Below are 22,356 nucleotides of genomic sequence, written 5' to 3' on the forward strand. Positions count from 1 at the left end.
TATTTTAGCCCCTCTCTTCTGTGAAATATCGCATGATGGCAGTTAGTTCACTAGTTGGCAACGTAAGGTGTTCTTGCTCAAAAAATTGGGCTAATTCGTTCCGATAGGCCTGCATGTGACGAGATTCTTGCAATCCGCTTGTCTCATAGTTTAGATACGAGCTACCATGTGACAGACGATTCATCATTAGCAGGACGTGTAAAAGCAAGCCTTGTTGCCTCTTTTCAGGTAGAAGATGAGCGAATTGGCTAGTCAATTTCATCCCAATCTCAAACCCTTGCAGGATAATGTCCTGTGTTATATTTTCCATTTCCTGAATCATGGCAGATGACATGTTTTTCGTGAGTAAAGAAGAATTTGTTCGCTCCCCTCTTGATAACGGATCATAAGAAGATATACCTGCTACACTAGATGTGTGGATGGTTGCAGATGACTTTTCTCTTATAGCTCTCCATTTTCCTACTTGCGAGGCTTCTTCGACTTGCTTTGCTTTTACCAAGTTCAAAACAGATTGTAGTTTTTCCCGATCCTGTTTCGTTGGCAGGGCATTTATTTGCACAACAGGTACTTTCGCCTGTAGAGGGATTACACTAACAATTAGGTCAACAGAGCGACTTTGTAGAAAGCTATCAACCTCTAAACTAGAGCAAAGGCCTACCACTTGTAATGTTTTTACTTCTTTTTCCAAATGTGTTTGTAGAAATCTTGCTACTCCTCGACCCGTACCACAAACAACTAATGCACGCACTCGCCTATGTCCTAATAAACGCTCCTGAGCGGCTTGGAAATGTAGCACAATGTAAGCGATATCAGAATTAGAAAGTAGAATTTGATATTTCTCAAACTTCTCTAAGCAAATTTGCTTCAATGCTGTAAACAAAGAAGGATACGTCCGGATGATATCATCGGTCAGCGGATTCGGGTCCAAAACACCATTTCTGTATTTCACAATACGATCAGCTAGATGCGCAAATAAATGTTCCATAAGGCCGGGATCTTCTCGAAATATAATTCCACATTTGTCGGATACAGCTTGAATGAGCTCATCAGTTAGCGCATAAATCTCTGCTTGTTCGTAGGAATCGACCGTATGCTCATATGCATGTGGATCTACTATCATACCGATGGTCGGCATACAAATAAACGCTATATCTTTCTCAGTAATTGTAAGGAACAGCTGGTCAAACAGGACTTGCAGCTCATCTTGAAAATAGGTAAAAATGGAAAATTGGTGAATAGCTGAAATCTCTAGTGTATCTAGTTGATTGCCATATCCGCTACGTAAACGCTGCACAACAATACCTATACGTATCAATAGGCTGATAAGTACTCGGTCTGACAGGTGAATCCGTAGCTCTTTCCCTATACGAAGCACTATGCGATTTAATGCTTCTTGCAATCGATATGTTTCCCCTTCTCCAATTTTCAATCTGTGAAAAATAGGGGTAACGAGAGCCATACTATCCTGTTCTTGTGAAATACTCTGGACTAGCTGAAACATATCGGAGCCATCTAGTAAATCTAACATTAACTGCTCTAGTGCTAACCTACGCTGAAGTTCTGTACCAACAATTCGTAAGCCAACACGTAATTTCCGTTCAAATTGCAATTGCCAATAGCTACAGAACCGCTCTACCTCATCAAGATCTGAGATGATAGTATTGCGACTTACCAATAAACTCTCCGTAAAATCCTTGATCCGTAGATATTCTGCTTCACATAACAGCTCTAGAGCGATATAGCGAGTCCTTTCGTTTTGGTGTAAAAAAATTTCGTTCGCCCTATGATTTTGTAACCAATCCATTACCTGATTTTTGGTTTGCTCCTGACATTCCAGCCATATTCCCTTATTCGGTTGAGATAACAAAGGTATATTGCGTTCTTTAAGCCAAGCGCGGATATGCTCTAAATCATATTTGACGGTTCGTTCACTAACTTGAAAGACTTTTGCTAATTCTTTTATTCGGAGTGGTTCTGGTGCTAACACCAACGTTTTAATAATTTCACGTGATCGCGAAGACAGCATGCCTTCCTCTCCTCCCCGTCTCATCAATGTTGTAAGCGCATCCATCACTTGTTGATTTCATTATATGTCTGTCTCCTCTTTTCTTAAAGTTCGATTCCTTTCCCTATGAGATGGTGCAAAATTCGATACTTCATAGATACAAGCCGAAACTATCAGCTATTTGCATATTTTTATAAATAATTTAACAAAAAGAAAAATACGTTACAAAAAACTATTGTTAATTAACAAAATATTTTTTATGATTTCAGATTAAAAAAAGTATTGAAAAAAATAGGCAATCAGGAAATAATAGGAATATAGTAGATAAAAATATTAAAAAGGAGGCTGAAAAATGAAAAGATTTTTCTCATGGCTATCTACACTTCTCGTTTTGGTAGCAATGCTTATACCAAACACATCCTTTGCCGAGAACAGGAGCAACTCCTCAACCTCAGATTCGAAGACGGCTGCTTCTCCGTATAACAAGCGAATTGTAGCGTATTATCCAGAATGGGGGATTTATGCAGGACACAACAATTATACGCCTGCCAAAATTCCTTGGGGTAAAATTACTCATCTCAACTATGCATTTGCAGACATTAACATGGCAACTGGAACTATCGATTATTTTGATAAATATGCAGCGACGGAAGCCTTAATGGATGGAGCAACGTGGGGTTCTCCTGATGCAGGTACACTGGGTTCTATTCGCAAGCATAAGAAACAATATCCCCATGTTAAAACTATGATTTCTATCGGTGGATGGTCTAGGTCTGCCGGGTTCCATGACGTGGCAAAAACACCAGAGGCAAGAGCTAAATTTTCCAAGAGTGTGGTCGATTTTATACGTCAATGGCAATTCGATGGAGCAGATATCGACTGGGAATACCCTGGTTTTAAACGTGATCCTGACAAAGTAGATAATCCTAATGATCTTGGTACACCAAAAGCAGATGATACCGAAAAGCAAACCTTTACTCTCCTTTTAAAAGATCTTAGGAAAGCGCTTACTAAAGCTGGACAAGAAGATGGAAAATACTACGAGCTAACAGCCGCAGTAGGTTGCGGATTGGATAAAATCGCCAAGACCGAACCTGATAAATATGCCCAATACCTCGATTTCATCAATGTAATGACCTATGACATCCACGGGGCGTGGGAAAATAAAACAGGTCATCACTCCCCTCTCTTCCCAAATCCGAAAGAACCTTATGAAGAATTAGTCAAAGTTAATTATAATACAGCTCAAGCATTGAAAAACTTTGAAAAGTATGGCATTCCAAAAGACAAGCTAATTGTTGGCTCTCCTTTCTACTCGCGTGGATGGGGACAAGTAAAAAATGATGGACCAATACCTGAATTGCCTGGTTTGTTCGCCTCCACTGTTCCTGAAAGTGTAAAGGGAATTTGGGATGGTGGTCGTAATGCAGGTAACAATCCTTACTACCATGTTAAAGATGTATTAGAAAAAGATTCCTCCTTCAAAAAGTATTACGATCCTGTTTCCAAAGCTCCCTATATTTACAGTGAAAGTAAACAACAAATGTTTACCTATGAAGATCCAACCTCCCTACAGGAAAAAGTAAACTTTGTTAATCAAAATGGATATGGCGGTATCATTGTCTGGGAAGTGACAGGTGATCCGAAAGAAGATTTGATTAGTGTGATCGCAAATGGTTTCAAATCCGGCACCACCCCTACGGAATATGGAGCTATCTCCTTAGAAGTTGCAAACCAGTCTTACACCTTCACACCTGAAATTACCTTTAATGGAGCTGCTTATAGCGTTGCTTTTGGACAAAAGAAGCTAGTGGATCAAGTGCCAACAGGTACTTATGCCATCACTGCAAAACCATTTGAGGATACCACCTACAAATACACTCCAATCGTTAAACCAACCACTGTTCAAGTTGCCAAAGGGCAAACACATACCGTCACAATCGAATACAAACAGGAGCCTAAAGGCCCTACCGAACCTGATCCAAACAAAATTCAAGCAAAGGTGGACTTTCAGGTAACATCACAATGGGATACTGGCTACAACTTTACCCTCGTAATTACCAACACAGGGAAAACACCTATTTCAAATTGGACCTTACAATTTGACTATTCAGGCCAGCTTACTTCTGTTTGGGATGCGACACTAACACCTGGTCAAAACAGTTACCAAGTTAAGCCTCCAAGTTGGGCAACGGAAATTGCACCTGGGAAATCTTTCACATTGAGTGGAGCAGGATCAGGTAAAGCATCTGTTCCTACCAATTACAAAATAAATGGTTCGCCAATTACGGGCATATCTACAGAGGCCTTTGGAGAACTTACTAAAGAACGTCAGTAGTAGGCAGAATGGTTTGAAAAAACGACTTACATTGGGACCAGCTACAGACTATGCATGTGAATTTTGTCTGCAACAAAAAGAAGAGCCTGCAATGTTATTTGCAGGCTCTTTTCTTTGCCAATCAAAAACCCCCCGTCCACTATTGAAGTAGTCGGGAGGTATATTCAACAAGAAAACGATCTAGAAACTGTTACGTTATGTACGGAAGACCTTGTAAATTACATTGAAAAATTCCATTCATGATGGTAGAATGGAAGATGCTTCAACACAAAGATTTAAAACAGTCGCAATTACCTATTTAGATTTTATCATTTAAAGATGTCATTGTCAACCCCCTCTACACATTCAATTTCATCAAAAAGGAGCGAATGAATTCGTTATGACAGATCAGAATTGGAAAAAAGAGCAAAAACGTGTTAATCAAGTGATTCAAGAAATTGATCGTCGGATGAAACAATACGAGGCTGACGTACATGTTCTTCAGATTGATGTAATTGAGATGCGTAAAACTTTTTGGGACGATGTGACCGTAAATTTAGACGATCCCCATGAGGCTGCCGAAACCTATGCTAGTGTCAAGCAACAAGCAGAAATATTATCAGAGCGGGAACGTGTGCATGGGCATACCGAAAATCAATTACGTACATTAACACGCTTACGTGAATCTCCGTACTTTGGGCGAATTGACTTTGTTGATCATGCCTTACAGAAAAAAGGGGCAGAACGCATTTATGTTGGCCTCGCCTCTCTTCTTAATCAAACAGACGATGAGCTATTGATCTTTGACTGGCGTGCTCCTATTGCTAGCCTATACTACGATTATCCACCTGGAGAGGCTCAATATGATACACCAGATGGCATTGTAACAGGATCACTTGAATTAAAGCGACAATTTATCATTAGAAATGGTACTATCGAGGGATTATTTGATACAGGCGTCACTATTGGAGATGAGCTGTTACAAGAGGTACTTGGCAAAAAAGGAACCAATCAGATGAAAACCATCGTCTCTACCATCCAACGTGAACAAAATCAGATTATACGTAATGAAAAAAGTCAGCTTTTGGTCGTACAGGGAGCGGCTGGGAGCGGCAAAACCTCCGCCGCCCTACAACGCATCGCATACTTGCTTTACCGCTATCGAGATCGACTAAGTGCGGACCAAATCGTTTTATTTTCACCTAATGCGATGTTTAATAGCTACATCTCTACCGTGCTACCAGAGCTTGGTGAAGAGAACATGCAACAAACGACCTTCCAGGATTATTTGAGTAAACGTATCGGGAAAACCTTTAAAATGGAAGACCCTTTTTCTCAATTAGAGTATGTTCAGACAGCTTGTAATGAGGTAGATTATAATACAAGATTAGAGGCAATTCGCTTTAAGGCTACCTCTGATTTTATACAGGTAATTGAATGCTATGTTCACCAGTTAGGTACGCATGGGCTTATTTTTCATGATATAACGTTTCAAGGAGATGTGTTAATTAGCCGAAAACAAGTTGCTGACAAATTCTATTCATTCGATCCTTCGATCTCCATCCCCTTGCGAATCAAACAGCTAGCTGACTGGTTACTTACTCAATTAAAAATACAAGCAAAAAAAGAGCAAGCGAAATCTTGGGTGGAGGATGAGCTTGAACTTTTGGATAAGGATGATTTCCAACAAGCTTATGAAAAATTAGTAAAACAAAATCGCTTGAAAGGAAATTCATTTGACGATCATGAGCAAGAGAAAAAAGTACTAGCGCGCATGATTGTAAACAAACATTTTAAGCCGTTGCGAGCACGAATCAAACGGTTAGGATTTCTTGATTTTCCTACGATCTATCAAACGTTGTTTACAACTCCTCTATATACAGAAAAGTATACGGTTACTCTCCCAAAACAATGGGATAACATTTGTTCCTTGACGCTTGAGAAGCTTAGTGATCGTGAGCTTTTTTATGAAGATGCTACTCCCTATCTCTATCTGCAAGGATTAATCAAAGGATTCGAAGCGAGTACACGGGTTTTACATGTTTTCCTAGATGAGGCACAGGATTATTCGCCCTTTCAGCTTGCCTTCTTTAGAAAAATGTTTCCTTTTAGTAATATGACCTTACTTGGAGATTACAATCAAATGATTTTAGCCCATACAACCCCTACTCACGAATGGACAGCATTTACGTCCACATTTTCTCGTGACAAAAGTGAAATCATTCAACTCACCCGCAGCTATCGTTCCACCCGACCTATTGTTTTGTTTACACGTGAACTTGTTGAAGGTGGAAAAGACATTATTCCATTCAATCGAGACGGTAAAAAACCTACTCTAGCAATAGTGGGAAGCGTCGCTCAGCTTACTTACAGTCTTACAAAACGTCTACAAGAATTGCAACAAAAAGGTCATCGTACCATTGCTGTCATTTGTAAAACAATGCAAGAAAGTAAAGAAGCATATGAGCTTCTCCGAACAGAGCTATCCATACGGCTAGTAGAGCAAGACACAGCTAGCTTTGAGCCAGGCATACTTGTCGTTCCTGCCTCTCTTTCAAAAGGCGTTGAGTTTGATGCCGTTCTAATCTATAATGCCTCAGTAAATCAATATGGAAGAGAAAGCGATAGAAAGCTACTTTATACAGCATGTACCCGGGCTATGCACGAACTTCACATCTATTGCCTCCAAGACATGAGTCCATTTATTGCGGCTGTTTCTCCTGATACGTATGAACGGCAACAAGAGTAGGCGCACCCTATACGTCCTTCACAAAAATCCCGTTCTCCTAAAAATGAGAGATTCATTTTTAGGAGAACGGGATAATTTTCGTCTAAACCTGTATCAATTTTTTGTAGAGGGTCTACTAAAGACAATTTGATAGATTAATTTCCGCTCCCTATCATTCATCTGAAGCACGGTCTGTTGCTCATAATCCCTTTGATCATTCTCCAGATATTTATCATATTCCGGCTTTGCTTGGTTGTCCTGTTTAATCTGTACCCCTACCTGTTTCAGGCTACCCCCATCTGTAATCACAGGAATAGCAATAAACTGATAGGAATTAAAATACAAACGAACCATCGTATCGTTTTCAATCAATTCCCATTTAGCCAAATGACGATGAATCGGAGGTGCTACCTCTTTTTCCGCATCCTCAGCTACATCAATGATCTGAATCTCCATAGCGCAATTCACAAAACGAGGTAATATTTTTTGCAAAAAATGAACCTCCTGTTTTTCTACGTTCATCGTCACTCCTCCTTCAGATCGGCCATCAACTATCTCCGTTTATCAAGGAAATAGATAAAGGAAGCCACTGGTACAACAATGACAGCTAGACCGCTATATAACAGCACCTCAGCATAACGTTGGGCATAAAACATATCGACGCACAATTGAACAAATGTGATACTCGCCAACAATAGCAAGCACATGCAAATAACTCTCCATTGGCTAGATTTCATATGGTTTCACCCCTGTCGCATAAATAGCTCCACCATCAATTTTTAGTTTAATTTCCGGTAAAGCACGTTTGGGTGGGCCAGCGATCGGATCTCCTGTCATAACGCTAAATTTTCCATGATGGCACGGACATAATAATTCTTGTTGCTCCTTATTCCAAAACACAGGGCATTTCAAGTGTGGGCAAGAATTCTGATAGGCTCTGTATTCATCTTTCCCTATTCGTACTAGTAGCGCTGGGTCATGCTTACTTGGATAAGCAAAATTGACTGCTTCTCCGATGCCTACCTGAGCTATATCCGCTATTTTTAGAATGTTTTCTTCCTGCTTAGGTGAAAGCCCGAGAAGTTCACGTGCAGCTAGCGTTCCCCATGGTAATGAGGCCACTGCAAATACTCCAGCTGCCCCTACCATCGTTTTCATGAATCCACGTCGATCCAGCCTGCGCTCATTATCTCGATGAATATTATGTGTATAGTTATCATCCTGCTTTGGGACGATCATTTTCTGTTTATCTTCCATATCGTATGACACCCTCCCTTAGAATAGCTTCTGTTTTCCTTGTAAGATGCCAGGCAGACTAATCTTGACATTTGTTTCCCCTTCTAGGGCACCAAGCATGCTGGCTGTCCATTTACCGTTGGCTAGCTCTATTTGAGCGTGCTTCTGGGCTAACTCTTCTTCTGTTAACCATTGCAAGGTATTAGTAGGACAAACAGAAGCACACATAGGAGGAATCCCATCCTTTGATCGATCGTAGCAAAGATCGCATTTGTACATCAGGTTCTGTTCTTCATCAAATTTAGGGATACCATACGGACAAGCAATCGTACAATTTTGACAGCCGATGCATTTTTCTACTAAAGCGGATAAAACCGCCCCATTGTCTGCTATCTGAATCGCTTGAGCAGGGCAACTTCTGGCGCAAGCAGGATTTACACAATGCAAGCACATAAGCGGAATCGTCTGACGGCTGACAAACGGGTCGGTCTCCAATACATAATTACGATTACGCATATCATGGCCTCCACACTGCGTACAGGCTGCTAAACAGCTACGGCACCCGATGCAATTTTCCATTTCAATATATAAAGTGTGCTTAGCCACGGACTTTTCCTCCCTTGTCTAGTTTGACGATTTCCGCTGCACATGCCTTGAATTCTGGCATACGACTATAAGGATCAAGTGCTGGATTCGTAAGCAGGTTAATAGATTCGTCCTTCCCCCAATGGTATGGTACAAAAACAGTATCAGGTCGAATCGCTTCGATTACCTTCACCTTATATTTGGCTTGACCACGACGCGTTTTTAATAAGACCATCTCACCATGTTTGATGCCATATACTTCTGCTGTTTTGGGATGAACCTCTAGCAATGGTTCGGGATACATTTCTTTTAAAAAGGGAATCCGGCGTGTCTGATTACCAGATAGGTAATGAAAGACTACACGCCCTGTTGTTAAACGCAATGGATATTCCTTGCATGGCTCTTCTGCTGGAGGGCGATAAGGTAGAGCACAAATTTTTGCCTTACCATCTGGATGATAGAATTGTTTATCTAGGAACAAATGAGGCTGTCCTTGATCCTCATCTGACGCACAAGGCCAGAAAACGCCATGATTTTGTTCAATTTTTTCGTACGTAATTCCCGAATAATCTGCAATAGCGCCACGAGACAGCTCCGTTAGTTCAGAAAATATATCACGTGGAGATTGTAAATGACTAAAATATTCTCCCCGTCCCATTCGTTTGGCAATTTCAATTTGAATCCACCAGTCAGGCTTAGATTCTGCATACCAAGCTTGGGCTTGTTTGTGACGAATCACGCGTCCTTCAAGATTGGTAGTAGTGCCTTCATCCTCTGCCCAGGTTGTCGTTGGTAAAATCACATCTGCGTATTCAGCCGATTCCGATAAATAGAAATCGACACAAACCATAAAATCAAGTTCTTTAAGTGCTGACCGCACATGTTGCTGATTAGGTGCACTTACTGCTGGATTAGAACATAACAAGTATAGAGAACGGATGGTTTTATCTAGCATCAGTTGGAACATCTCATAGGCAGACACCCCTTTTGACGGCATCTCACAAACAGGTACCCCCCAACGCTCTGCTACTAATTTTACATCCTCTGGATTGTCCATTTTACGATAGCCTGGTAACTGATCCGCCTTCTGTCCGTGTTCACGTCCACCTTGTCCGTTACCTTGTCCTGTCAATGTGGCAACCCCTGATTTTGGACGTCCAATTTTCCCTGTAACTAAAGCCATATTCGTATATGCTGATACGTTATCTGTTCCTTTAGATTGCTGTTCCACACCACGGCAGAACATGACAATCGCATCAGGAGCCTTCCCATAAATCTCTGCTGCACGGATTATTTTCTCTGCACTACATCCTGTAATTTCACTCACATACTCTGGCGTAAAGTCTTTTACCAATTCCTGTGTTTCTTCAAAACCATTTGTGTGGTTTTTCACGAATTCTTCATCGACATACCCTTTATCAATCAACAAATGAACAATTCCATTCGCTAAGGCTAAATCAGTTCCAGGACGAATATCTAAATGAATGTCTGCTCGCCGCGCCAAAGGTGTTTCCCGTGGATCAACTACAATTAGGTATCCCCCTCGATTCTGTACTTCCCAAATACGAAACATGCTCGTTGGATGACACTCTGCTGCATTTGATCCAGTGATAAACAAACAATCTGTCTGATGAACATCTGTCCATGGAATAGTGGAGCCTCGGTCAATCCCTAAGCTACGGTTTAAGCCTGCCGCCGCAGATGACATGCAAAAACGACCATTGTAATCAATATAACGTGTTTGTAAAGCAATACGAGCAAATTTACCGGTCAAATAACATTTTTCATTGGTCATGGAAACTCCAGAATAGACGGACAAAGTATCTTTTCCATGCTTTTCTTGCAGTTCCTTATACTTTCGAACAATAAGATCTAAGGCTTCGTCCCAGCTAGCTTCTCGAAAGCCCTCTGGCGTTCCTTTTAAAGCAGCATTATCACGAATCAACGGGCGTTTAAGCCGATCAGGATGATTCACCTGTTGATATGCTGTCGTTCCTTTCGGACAGAGCTTACCGAGATTAATAGGAAAATCGTAGTGAGGTTCTACCCCAATGATCTTGTTAGATGCTATGTCCACCCGTAATTTCATCCCACATTGCATTCCACAATAACTACAGTGTGTATCAACAAGTCTTTCACCTGGATGAATTTTGTTGGGAACCTGTTTAAGAAATTTATCCATTGGCATGCTGGTTGCCCTCCTCCTTCAAAGTGTGATGTGTTGGTTTGCCTGTAAAACGCGACATTCGATATTTACGACGACATGGCAAGCAAAGCTCTGCTAGGTGGAAGCCCTCCTGCATCTCAAAAGAGATATGATTTTGTTGTAATACCTCAATTACGTCGTTTGACTGCTCCCTTGAGACGAATTTTGCATCGCATAGCTTACAGGTTTTCATTGATTGTTCACTGTAATGAAGACGATAATTTCGAGCAAACACACTGAGTGGACGGAATGGCACATGCGCCAGCTTACCAAATGGTAGATAAATTAATGTAATAATCACAAAAAATTGATGAATCATTTTTAATACGGGATGTCCAAAACCTGCAAAAAAGAGATTGGATGCTGTCAGGAATAGGCCTGTAATACTAATAGCCATTAATAGATATAACGGTAAAAAATCATATACAAAGCTTTGTTCTGCACGAGCTTGCATATCTTTAAATCGACGATACAAGGCCATCGAAACACCGGAAATCACCATAAAGGCGCTAATGTTCAAGCCATTGTAAAAACAATAAGCTAAGAATCCATCCGCTTTAATTGTCATCAAATCAATTCCCATAAATACAACCGTGTACATTCTGTTAACCGGCATAGTAAAGTACATCCAGCCAAAAACAAGCGGGAAGGTAACGAAAGCAGCAAGCATACAGCCCCAGCCTATCAGGATATGTTGGGTCCAGCGATACCAATGGCGATTCCAGATAAAGCGATAAGTCACCAGCTGTTCAGTCGCTGTTTGAGGACTATTTTTACGGAAAAGCAGCTTTATCCCTTTTTTAATGATAAGCTTTGTAGGTGGACGTTCTGCCCATGCGCCAAATCGATATAAAAACCCACCAATAAACACTAATGTTCCAATCATATAGCCATATAATGCTAAATCCATATGTGTAAATGACCTTGATCCTACATAAGATAAGAAAAACAGCACCAAGATAATGCAAAAGGCTCTCTTGGCAAATTTGGATGCAAAAGCACGATCCATGATCAACTACCCCCTTGGAATTTTTAGTTTTTATTACCCTGTTTTTTCTTTTTTAGGTGATGATCGATTGTCATTGTACTTAATTCATTTCATGCTCATTGTGATGAGTATCACTTGAACCTGCACAAATTTTTAACATTTTGAAATAGTGCCTTTCATTTCTAGTTATTGATCGCTATAATAAATACGCAAAGAAAACGTCAATTTGCATGGAGGTCTCGTTGTGGGCAATCAAGGATTTACATTCATTCAACAAGTCTCCCCCGACTTTACCCAGCATCTAAAAGAGATTTCTATTTCTAAAAAATTTGCTGCTGGCTCCGTGCTTTTCATGGATGGAGACAAGGCTGATCATTTATACCTGATTGAATCCGGACAATTGAAACTGACCAAAACCACGACGGACGGAAAAGAATTAACCCTGCAAGTCTTTAGCGATGGAGAACTAGTTGGTGTACCCGGATTGTTTGAAGAGAATTTAAGCTACAACACTACCGCCAGCATGTTGCAAGCGGGTGAAATCAACATTATTCCCCGACAATCATTAGAGCGCCTTCTACTAAAGAATGGGCTGTTCTGTGCTGAATTTTTGCGGTGGATGGGTATCATGAATCGCCGCATCCAATCTAAATTCCGTGATTTGTTGTTAAATGGAAAAATTGGAGCACTATACTCCACTCTCATTCGACTAAGTAATAGCTACGGAGAACAACATGAAAAAGGCATCTACATTACGCTTGCTCTCACCAATCGGGATTTGGCCCAATTTATTGGGCTAACCAGAGAAAGTGTAAACCGCATGCTGTCTGATTTAAAGAAGCAAGATGTCATCGAGCAAAATGCACAAGGAAATATTTTAATTAAAAATCTTTCCTTTTTAAAAGATGCCATCTGCTGTGATGATTGTCCCAATGAAATATGTCAGATTTAAAAGAGAGTCTTGGTTATTGGCAACCAAGACTCTTTTTTAAATCAAGCCGGCCTATTATCTAGCACTTTACCTCTGCGTTTTTACGTGCATAGAAATACCACAACAAGACTAAAGCTACAGCATAAAACACCAAGAACCCATATAAAGCAATATCTGGAGCACCTGTAGACTTAATCGACATGCTAAAGGATTTTGGAATAAAGAATTGTCCATATGCCGCAATAGCCGATGTAAAACCTATGACCGGTGCCGCTTCTTTTGGCGGGAAAATCGTAGGCATCATACGTGTAACGGAACCATTACATATTCCCGTTGTAAAGAAAATCACGATGAAACAGGCGAAAAATGCCCAGAATGCTTTACTATTCATGAAGTAGATGACACCAGCCGTAGCAGCGATCAGCAGAATAACATTGTAGAGAGTTACCCTTGCCCCACCCAGCTTATCAGCCAGCATACCACCAATCGGCCGAACTAATGCCCCTAATAAAGGACCAATAAAGGCATATTGCAACGGATTTACATCAGGAAACTGGTGCTGAGTTAACAAAGGAAATGCTGTTGCAAACCCGATAAAAGATCCAAAGCTCATTGTGTATAAAAATGAACAAATCCACATATGCTTGCGTTTAAAAATAACCAATTGATCTTTAATCGATTGTGTCATCGGAAGGTTGTTCATCCCAAACATAGCTGCAATTGTAGTAAGTATGATCGGAATTACCCAGATAAATCCAGCATTTTGCAGCCATAATTGCGTTGTACCATTTGTTTGTGGACCACCACCGAAATTCCCAAATACGCTAATTCCAATTACTATTGGTATTAGAAATTGCGCTACACTTACACCAAGATTACCAAGTCCCGCATTTAAACCCAGGGCAGAGCCTTTCTTGGCTTGTGGAAAAAAGAAACTGATATTTGCCATGGAAGAAGCGAAATTACCACCGCCAAAACCACATAAAATTGCGAGCAATGCCATTGTTTCATAAGATGTAGCCGGATCTTGCACAGCAAATCCAATCCAAATTGCTGGGATTAACAAAGAAGCTGTACTGCATACGGTCCAATTACGTCCTCCGAAAATCGGAACAACAAATGCATATAAAATCCGCAGCGTAGCACCTGAAAGACCTGGAAGAGCTGCTAAACTAAATAGTTCATCTGGTGTAAATTGAAATCCAACTTTATTGAGATTAACAGCAACAACCGACCAAATGGACCAAATGCTAAAAGCAAGTAATAGGGCTGGAATAGATATCCAAAGGTTACGGTTCGCCACTTTTTTACCTGTAGATTCCCAAAATTCAGGATTCTCCGGTTCCCATTTCATTACTCCTTTTGTTGACATAGGTTACCTCCTCTACTAAGTTCAAACACGCTCAACCCATGTTTATAAACGAAATTGAACTTTTTTATATAAACAACCTTTTTCATCACAAATCATATCCAACTCTCACATAGCACTTTGTGATTTTAATCACATGGTTTTGCGTTTTCACATTTTGTACAAAACATCTTTTCTTTTGTGAATGTATAAAAAATTAAAAATGAATACAAAAAGAAGCAAGGCATGTCAACATCACATCTCTTGCTTCTTTTTCTTCGTTTCTATTCACGATCACATTGTCCTATTAAAAGTAGCCCAGTTGCTTTTGTCCATAACCTTCTTCCCATTTTGGAGGTATGTACATACATGAAGGATCGCTTGCCAAATAATCTTTCGTCATTGCATAAGCACGGGCGCGTGATCCCCCACATACCTGATTAAAGTTGCAGACGCCACATTTTCCCGAATAGCCATCCGGATAGCGTAACGATCGAAAGACTGCATGATTACGGTATAAATCTGCCAGAGGTGTACTGCGTACATTTCCGCAATAAATCGGTAAAAATCCGCTTGGTTGAACATCACCCACATGAGAAATGAACACAAATCCTTTACCGTCCGTAACTCCCCCAACCGAGCGCCCTAGATTATCCATCCTTTTTACTTGCTCAGGTTGTGTTTTCATGTCTTTTTGGGTTGCAAAATAAAGTGCTCTCCGATAAGCAGGTGCCGCTGTTGTTTTGATGCTATAGCTAGCAGTCTGACTCTTCTCGATCAGCCAGCGATAAATGCGCTCCTGCTCCATTGGGGATACCGCATCACTTGCTTGCCCTCTTCCTGTAGGAATTAAGAAGAAAACACTCCACAGCACTGCATCCCATTCCTCCACCATCTGGGACATTTCCTCTAATAAATGCGCATTGTAAACAGAAATCGTTGTATTTAATTGAACAGGTAGACCATGCTTTCGCAAAGTAGCCAACGACTTTACCGTAATATCATACGAGCCTGGTGTCCCGCGGAAGTAATCATGCACATCTGCTGTAGGACCATCTAAACTAAAAGCCCAACGTGATAATCCGGCCTCTTTTGCTTTTACGATCGCTTTTTCTGTTACACGTGGTGTAGCGCTAGGAGACATCGAAACGCGCAATCCAATTTTTACTGCATAATCGATTAATTCATATAAATCTTCACGCATTAATGGATCGCCACCAGTAAAAACAAGAAGCGGATTCCCCATGGCTTTGATCTGATCTAACAATTCCTTCCCTTCTTCTGTACTCAGCTCATCTGGATGACGATTGGGCTGTGCTACCGCGCGACAATGCAAACAACGCAAAGCACATGCACGTGTCACTTCCCAAATCACGATAAAAGGATTCTGGTCGTAATTCATGTAGTTCACTCACTCCATTGGCAAGATGGTATCTATTTATAATGTTTGGAGATTGTCTGATACAAGATATCTTTTTCAGCTAACGTCAGCAGTTGATTAGCCATCGGGTACAACACCCTATCCTCCTTAATTGTATGCTCTTCAAATAGCTCATCAAATTGCTTAAGCAAACAAACCATCGTAGATGTTTTTTGTTCCTGTAACACACACTGGTTCAATTCTGACCCAATGCGATCTGATATCTCTAATAAGCGATCATGTTCTGATTTAATGAGCAGTAATGGCGCCTCTAACGTTGCCAGTCGATTTGTTAACGTAAAAAATAGAATATCGTCCTCCACCATAATGTGCCGACGGAAATCTGTTTGAAGGAATTGAAGGAAACGATGCAAATCTTCATGTAACTCTTCGTTCCATTTTGTTCCATAACGTATGAGTGACAGAATGTGCTTTAGTCTTCCATCCAGTTCGCTATGATCATTGTACAAATAGGAAAGCAATATGTGTTCATGTTTCTTTTTCATAGCAAAATCGCTCTCGTATTCCAGCATACCAATCCCTCCTTACTCTTTTTTGATTGTAACCAAGTTGCCTTTTCCAAGAAGTGATATTCCTCACAAATTATTTTCCAGCAATTTGCTAGAATTAGGCCGTGAAAGTTTGTACAAAGGCTTAAGGGAGGATATGATGATAGGACTTTCCAGTTTACTTGAAACAACTACGACCTTCGGAGATAAATTACGATATTCAGAAGCTTCTCGGAACCAAAAAACAGGAACTCATCAGGGGCATGGACCTGTCGTTGCTTGGAATATTACAAAAACTTGCAATCTTCACTGCTTACACTGCTACTCCAGTTCCGAAAATAAAAAATATGAGGGAGAGCTGAGTACAGAGGAAGCTCATGATGTCATTAACCAATTAGCAGATATGAAAGTACCCGTTATCCTGTTTTCTGGTGGGGAACCTCTCATTCGGCCTGATATATTTGAACTAGCAGAACATGCTATCTCTAGAGGTATTCGTATTACCTTTTCAACCAATGGCACGCTGATCGATGAGAAAAAGGCAAAGCGCTTAAAAGATTTGGGTATTAGTTATGTTGGCATAAGCCTAGATGGTATGCAAAAGACACATGATTTTTTCCGTCAAAAAGAAGGCGCCTTTGATCTAGCCATTCGTGGAATCCGAAATTGCATGGCTGTTGGTCAAAAGGTTGGCCTTCGTTTCACAATGAATAAACACAATATTGAAGCCTTGCCAGATATTTTTGACTTGATTGAAAAAGAAAACATTCCTCGCGTCTGTTTCTACCACCTCGTTTATGCAGGTCGTGGTGGAGTCGAGGATGATATTACTCATCAGCAAACACGTGAGGCTTTAGACTTTATTATTGAAAAAATTCATTATTTCCAAGAATCGGGACAACCACGCGAAATTTTGACCGTTGATAACCATGCAGACGCTATCTACCTCTATCTAAAAGTGATGGAGACCAATCCCGAGCTAGCAGAACGCATCTGGGAAAAACTGCAACGCAATGGCGGTAATCGTTCTGGTATCGCTTTTTGTAATATTGATCACCGTGGAATTGTTCATCCTGATCAATTTAGTCAAAACATTGCTCTTGGAAATCTACGCGAACAATCCTTCGCAGAAATTTGGCAAGGAGAACATCCTATTCTTCTTGGATTGCGTGACCGTAAAACCAAGATTCATGGGCGCTGTTCAACCTGTCAATACTTCTCCGTCTGTAACGGGAACTTCCGGCCTCGTGCACAAGGGTTCTATGGGGATTTCTGGGCATCTGATCCACAATGCTATTTAACCGAAGATGAAATTCACTTGGCCGCATCAGTATAAGTAAATAGAAAGAGCTTTGCCATATGCAAAGCTCTCAGCGTGTAGACAAAATACCGAAAGGTATGGAGGTCTGCACGCTTTTTTGTTGAATGTACAAGTTGTCAAAAACTACGACCAGAAGAAAGTAAAACTTCTAGTGTATACAATCGATAAGAAGAACTCTTTTTCAGCAGAGCATAGATGCTATTCAACTGCCTAAAGTATTGGCTGCGCTGGAGATTGTGATTAATCTAACATTTGGTGTTTCTTTATTAATGTTGGGGTGGTTTGCCGACCAATTCGGTATGACTAATTTGTATCTTTTTGTAGCGTTCTTAACATCAGTCGCTGTTGTTGTAGTTTTTTTAATCGCTCTAATTTCAGTGATACAGAAATTGAAAAAAAACCAGAAGTGACAAGCACCTCTATTTAATTCACTTATTTTTTCTAATTGGGGATATTTTAAGACATGAGGTTTCGCAACCTCTTAGTAAGATAAAACGACTATTAAAGTTAGTACATAAGGAAAGAGCACAACGCTTAAATATAAGTAGTATTGGTCTAGAGAATGTTCGACGCTAATAGAGCAAAAATGGGTAAACATTATTACTTTTGAAGTATTAAACTACTCGGGCCCGCCAATAGGTGTTGTGGCTACCGATTACTCCTTTTGCGCCTTGATCAACCTGGATGTCCGAGCTACATCTGCTCAAGACTAGCGCAAGCTGCCAGGATGCGCTAGTCTTGGTACAGCAAAGGAATGTCACCGACTCGTTCCTTCTATATAATGTGACCTAATGGTGAGAACACTTTCAGTAGACGGTCCCAGAGACATATCGGGATGGGGCTTCTTCTATCGTCCATTTGATCTGGAACATTAGTTTGGCATTTTTCTATCATTTGGTTTATCGGATTTGTCGGAAAGAGCTTGGAATGGGCTCTTTGAAATTACAGTGTCCGTTAGAGCTAAAGAAACCAAGAAGAGTTCTGTAATTTATTGGTTTTTTACAAACGATAAGTACACCCACATCACTGTCAGCTTACGTTAACGATTGACTATCAAAATGCAGATCAAACGTAGGATAGCAACATGTGTTTCATTTTCATGTAAACAATGCCATAACTCTAAACTAGACAAAAATGTGGGAGCACCTCTATTTTATGTTAATTTTCCCCTTTTTTTCACTGGCTTTTGTGGCATGACATATCCGACAATAGCACCAATAGCAGCTGGCACCATCCATCCAATTTTCAATTGGTAAAAGGGAATCATTTGTACATAACGGATGATGCTCTCTGACATCCACCCCTGTTCTTCAAGTACTTGAAGGAGACTAAAAATGGTTGCTACTGTCATTGCAACAATATAAACAGATGGTTTTCCAGTTATATACTTATCAAGAAACGATAACACAATTAAAACAATGATAATTGGGTATAGCACCATTAATACAGGCCCTGTAACTTGAAGAAGCGCATTTAGTCCTAAGTTGGAGATACCGAAACTAAATAAACAAACAGCCAAGACAATCTTTTTATAAGAAATACCCGGTAACATTTTTGAGAAATAGTTACCAAATGCAGCTGTAACGCCAACAGCAGTTGTTAAGCACGCAAAAATGATTACTGCTCCCAGTAACAAATTCCCACTTGCTCCAAATAAATGATTCATCACATTTGTAAGAAGTTCTCCTCCATTGCTTGCTACTCCAAGTGAAACACTAGAAGCTCCAATATACCCTAAAGCAAAATAAACAAGCATTAGTCCAATAGAAGCAATTATTCCAGCATAAATCATGTTTTTGGCAATCGCTTTTCTTTCCGTTACCCCATATTGCTTAATCGTATTTACAACAATAACAGAAATTACTAAAGCACCAATAGCATCTAGCGTTAAAAATCCTTCTAAAAATCCTTTAAAAAAAGGAATTTCAGCATAATCCCCTGTTGGCTCAGCAAATGCTCCCATTGGGGAGATAAGAGCCTTCGCTAAAATAACTCCGATCATAACTAAAAAGACAGGCGTTAAGATTTTACCGATACGGTCTACTAATTTAGTGGGGTTTAGCGATAAGAGGTATGTGATAACGAAGAAAATGAATAGGAAACACCATCTTCCCGCATTGCCCTCAGATAATACAGGGGCCACACTCATTTCAAAAGATACTGTTCCAGTACGTGGAATAACAAAAAGTGGACCAATAGCCAGATAGATAACAATACTTAGTACGGTTGCAAATGTTGGATGAACCTTTGCCCCTAATTTATCAAAACTACCACCCGCAAGAGCAACTGCTATTATTGCTAGTAAAGAAAGACCTACATCTGTCACAATAAAACCGATAATGGTAATCCACATATTCGTTCCTGCTGCTTGTCCCAATGCAGGAGGGAAAATCACATTTCCGGCACCAAAAAAGATAGCAAATAGCAATAACCCAATCGTGAAGATTTGTGAAAATCTCAAAGAAGAATTATTCATAACAAACTCCTGATTCATGTTTTTTTATTTTTGTTAATCAATATAGCAATTCTATCGGATGAGTTATTAAGAAGCAAGAGATAAAAAATAACAAACAATTAGAATTTAAATTTTATTAATAAAATTTAATCAATTTCATAAGTCCTACGGGCTCAAGAGTTTTTGAGCATAGAAAAAGGAGTACCTCCCCAAATCTCTAATAAGTTAAGTGCGATCTAAACTTAAGAGGTGGTGGTGACTCCCAGTGTCTATTGTAAAACAAGGAAGCCTATTTGATGCCCTTGATAAAAAACAAGCATCACGTAATTCCCTCCCAATACATCCAAGAAAAATAGTATCTAAATTAGCTTCCTTCTGAATATGAGTAAAATAGATAAACAACAAGGAGGTGGCCTCATGATCATTTATGTTGTCCGACCTGGTGACAGTTTGTATCGGATCGCCAATCGATATAAAACCTCTGTAGAACAAATCGCCAACGATAATGATCTTACGCCCCAACAAAGCCTAGTAGTAGGTCAATCACTCGTAATCGTTACTCCGAAGCAGTACACGGTCCAGCCTGGTGATACGCTTTATCAGATTGGGATTAGATTTAATGTTTCTGTTCAACAACTAGCAGAAGCAAATGATCTTTCTGCTTCAAGACCTATTTATCCTGGCATGGTCTTAACCATCCCTCAGCCACCCCAGCCCACGATTGTAGTTAATGCTTACATAGAGCCACGTAAAAACCTCGCTGTAACTGAACGGACTGCTCGTGAAGCAGCACCTTATCTAACGTACATTGCTCCATTTAGCTACCAAATCAAACGTGATGGGACCCTTACCTCACTTGAGTTGGACGATTTGCCTGCTATCGCCACCTCAAATGGAGCCACCTTGATGATGGTGATTACAAACATAGAAAATAATCAGTTTAGTGCGGAATTAGGTGGAGAAATTTTACATGATGAGCAAAAACAAAATCGCTTGCTTGATGAGATTATACAGAGAGCGAAAAGATATGGGTTCAGTGACATTCATTTTGATATTGAACACCTTTATCCCAAAGATCGTGAAGCTTATAATCAATTTTTACGTAAAGCAAGGGACCGTCTTCATGCAAATGGATATATGATCTCCACAGCGCTTGCCCCGAAAACAAGCGCTACACAACAAGGGCAATGGTACGAAGCTCATGACTATCGTGCCCATGGGGAAATTGTTGATTTTGTGATTATCATGACCTATGAATGGGGATATAGTGGGGGTCCTCCGATGGCTGTCTCGCCAATCGGACCGGTACGTCGCGTTCTGGAATATGCACTAACGGAAATTCCCTCTAAAAAAATAATGATGGGACAAAATTTATACGGCTATGACTGGACGCTTCCTTATCGTCCAGGGGGCAAGTATGCGAAAGTAGTGAGTCCTAAAGAGGCGGTTAACCTAGCCCGACGTTACCAGCAATCGATTCAATATGACTCGGTTGCGCAAGCACCACACTTTCGGTATTACGATGAACAAGGCCGTGAGCATGAAGTCTGGTTTGAAGATGCACGCTCCATGCGTGCTAAGTTTTCTTTATTGCAGGAGCTGAAATTACGTGGAATCAGCTATTGGAGATTAGGCATTCCCTTTAGGCAAAACTGGGTGCTATTGGACCATACCTTTCAAGTTAAAAAATCTTGATACACCCGATCTGAGTAACCTAAGCGAGACTGTCGTGTGTTCCGACAGTCTCATTTCGCCAAGCTCTCTTCTTGCACAAAACGCAACACTGTCTATTCTATGTACCGCGCCTATTTGCTCTGTTATATAAAAGGAATGCCGCAAAGTCCGGTTTATGAACCGCAAACACTGCTACTGCAACCTGGTTTGCAAGGTTACTATCGTCAAATTCTACGCGATTATCCCAAAAGTGAAACTGCTCATCTATTACAGAATGATTTGCATTCATTACAAGATTCAAACATGAAAATTGGAGCCTATAATCAGCAAAAGCACCTATTGTACACTCCTGCCGTTCAGCAGTTTTACAGTAGTCTAAAAACAAGTATTGCTCCTTTATCACAAGGGCTCATAACTGGAGGATTTTCTAAGTAGCATATGGGCTCCCCCAAGTCGCTAACCTTCCAAAGTAATCTACTCATGCTTGTATTTTGAACTAGATCATTTACCTCTTTTAATCGTGATAAAGCTCTTGAATAAAAATAGCCTTGCGAGAAAGCTTCCTGTTTATCTTGTGTAGTAAAGTCGTTCCGCTCTTTGTAATATCTTACAACTATTCTATAATACCTCCAG

17 protein-coding genes are annotated in these 22,356 nt (G+C 40.4%); 6 read left to right on the top strand and 11 right to left on the bottom strand.

Going from position 1 to position 22,356, the window contains the following annotated elements; translation table 11 throughout:
• Positions 1–4: 4 nt before the first annotated feature.
• Positions 5–2,026 (bottom strand): BglG family transcription antiterminator, encoded by a 2,022-nt coding sequence (locus tag BrL25_RS24090; protein ID WP_026315073.1) that lies wholly within the window; start codon positions 2,024–2,026, stop codon positions 5–7.
• A gap of 331 nt (positions 2,027–2,357) precedes the next feature.
• Here BrL25_RS24090 and BrL25_RS24095 point away from each other — a divergent pair, with 331 nt between their 5' ends.
• Together BrL25_RS24095 and helD are read left to right on the top strand one after the other, a co-directional pair.
• Positions 2,358–4,343, top strand: coding sequence for a glycosyl hydrolase family 18 protein (locus BrL25_RS24095; protein WP_018670648.1), 1,986 nt, complete (start codon positions 2,358–2,360; stop codon positions 4,341–4,343).
• A 379-nt stretch (positions 4,344–4,722) separates the two neighbouring features.
• Positions 4,723–7,071: an RNA polymerase recycling motor HelD gene (gene helD, locus BrL25_RS24100; RefSeq protein WP_018670647.1), complete on the top strand. Its 2,349-nt coding sequence runs from the start codon at positions 4,723–4,725 to the stop codon at positions 7,069–7,071.
• Between the two features lie 93 nt (positions 7,072–7,164).
• Here the strand turns inward: helD and BrL25_RS24105 are convergent, their stop codons facing one another.
• Genes BrL25_RS24105 through BrL25_RS24130 form a run of 6 tightly spaced genes read right to left on the bottom strand, consistent with a single transcriptional unit; the run spans position 7,165 to position 12,086 of the window.
• A complete protein-coding gene (locus BrL25_RS24105) occupies positions 7,165–7,572 on the bottom strand; it encodes a hypothetical protein (RefSeq protein ID WP_018670646.1) in 408 nt (135 codons plus the stop codon).
• Between the two features lie 29 nt (positions 7,573–7,601).
• Complete coding sequence (locus tag BrL25_RS24110) at positions 7,602–7,787, bottom strand: hypothetical protein (RefSeq protein WP_026315072.1); 186 nt, start codon at positions 7,785–7,787, stop codon at positions 7,602–7,604.
• Entirely contained in the window at positions 7,777–8,307 is a 531-nt protein-coding gene (locus BrL25_RS24115) for a QcrA and Rieske domain-containing protein (RefSeq protein WP_018670644.1), read from the bottom strand. Before BrL25_RS24115 ends, BrL25_RS24110 begins: the two co-directional genes overlap by 11 nt.
• A gap of 18 nt (positions 8,308–8,325) precedes the next feature.
• On the bottom strand, positions 8,326–8,892 hold the full coding sequence (locus BrL25_RS24120) for a 4Fe-4S dicluster domain-containing protein (protein WP_018670643.1): 567 nt from the start codon (positions 8,890–8,892) through the stop codon (positions 8,326–8,328).
• A complete protein-coding gene (locus BrL25_RS24125; RefSeq protein WP_018670642.1) occupies positions 8,885–11,059 on the bottom strand; it encodes a molybdopterin oxidoreductase family protein in 2,175 nt (724 codons plus the stop codon). The genes BrL25_RS24120 and BrL25_RS24125 overlap by 8 nt, the downstream gene beginning before the upstream one ends.
• Positions 11,046–12,086 carry a hypothetical protein gene (locus tag BrL25_RS24130; RefSeq protein WP_018670641.1) on the bottom strand — a complete coding sequence of 347 codons (1,041 nt, stop codon included), beginning with the start codon at positions 12,084–12,086 and terminating at the stop codon, positions 11,046–11,048. Before BrL25_RS24130 ends, BrL25_RS24125 begins: the two co-directional genes overlap by 14 nt.
• A 223-nt stretch (positions 12,087–12,309) precedes the next feature.
• Here BrL25_RS24130 and BrL25_RS24135 point away from each other — a divergent pair, with 223 nt between their 5' ends.
• A complete protein-coding gene (locus tag BrL25_RS24135; RefSeq protein ID WP_018670640.1) occupies positions 12,310–13,017 on the top strand; it encodes a Crp/Fnr family transcriptional regulator in 708 nt (235 codons plus the stop codon).
• Between the two features lie 58 nt (positions 13,018–13,075).
• Here BrL25_RS24135 and BrL25_RS24140 read toward each other — a convergent pair whose 3' ends face one another.
• From BrL25_RS24140 to BrL25_RS24150, 3 genes are all read right to left on the bottom strand, one after another.
• Positions 13,076–14,368: a NarK family nitrate/nitrite MFS transporter gene (locus BrL25_RS24140; protein WP_018670639.1), complete on the bottom strand. Its 1,293-nt coding sequence runs from the start codon at positions 14,366–14,368 to the stop codon at positions 13,076–13,078.
• Positions 14,369–14,651: 283 nt separating this feature from the next.
• On the bottom strand, positions 14,652–15,746 hold the full coding sequence (locus tag BrL25_RS24145; RefSeq protein WP_018670638.1) for a TIGR04053 family radical SAM/SPASM domain-containing protein: 1,095 nt from the start codon (positions 15,744–15,746) through the stop codon (positions 14,652–14,654).
• A 32-nt stretch (positions 15,747–15,778) separates the two neighbouring features.
• A complete protein-coding gene (locus tag BrL25_RS24150) occupies positions 15,779–16,297 on the bottom strand; it encodes a cation-binding protein (protein WP_018670637.1) in 519 nt (172 codons plus the stop codon).
• A 136-nt stretch (positions 16,298–16,433) separates the two neighbouring features.
• On the opposite strand from BrL25_RS24150, the gene BrL25_RS24155 reads away from it, so the two are divergent.
• The gene (locus BrL25_RS24155; protein ID WP_018670636.1) at positions 16,434–17,609 is read left to right on the top strand and encodes a radical SAM/SPASM domain-containing protein; all 1,176 of its coding nucleotides are present in this window, start codon (positions 16,434–16,436) and stop codon (positions 17,607–17,609) included.
• 1,138 nt (positions 17,610–18,747) lie between these two features.
• Here BrL25_RS24155 and brnQ read toward each other — a convergent pair.
• Positions 18,748–20,070 carry a branched-chain amino acid transport system II carrier protein gene (brnQ, locus tag BrL25_RS24160; RefSeq protein WP_018670634.1) on the bottom strand — a complete coding sequence of 441 codons (1,323 nt, stop codon included), beginning with the start codon at positions 20,068–20,070 and terminating at the stop codon, positions 18,748–18,750.
• A 396-nt stretch (positions 20,071–20,466) separates the two neighbouring features.
• Here brnQ and BrL25_RS24165 point away from each other — a divergent pair, with 396 nt between their 5' ends.
• A complete protein-coding gene (locus BrL25_RS24165) occupies positions 20,467–21,744 on the top strand; it encodes a glycoside hydrolase family 18 protein (RefSeq protein ID WP_018670633.1) in 1,278 nt (425 codons plus the stop codon).
• Between the two features lie 36 nt (positions 21,745–21,780).
• The gene (locus tag BrL25_RS24990; protein ID WP_140576349.1) at positions 21,781–22,158 is read left to right on the top strand and encodes a hypothetical protein; all 378 of its coding nucleotides are present in this window, start codon (positions 21,781–21,783) and stop codon (positions 22,156–22,158) included.
• Positions 22,159–22,356 lie beyond the last annotated feature (198 nt).

This window comes from Brevibacillus laterosporus DSM 25 (genome assembly GCF_002706795.1).
Lineage (GTDB): Bacteria > Bacillota > Bacilli > Brevibacillales > Brevibacillaceae > Brevibacillus_B > Brevibacillus_B laterosporus.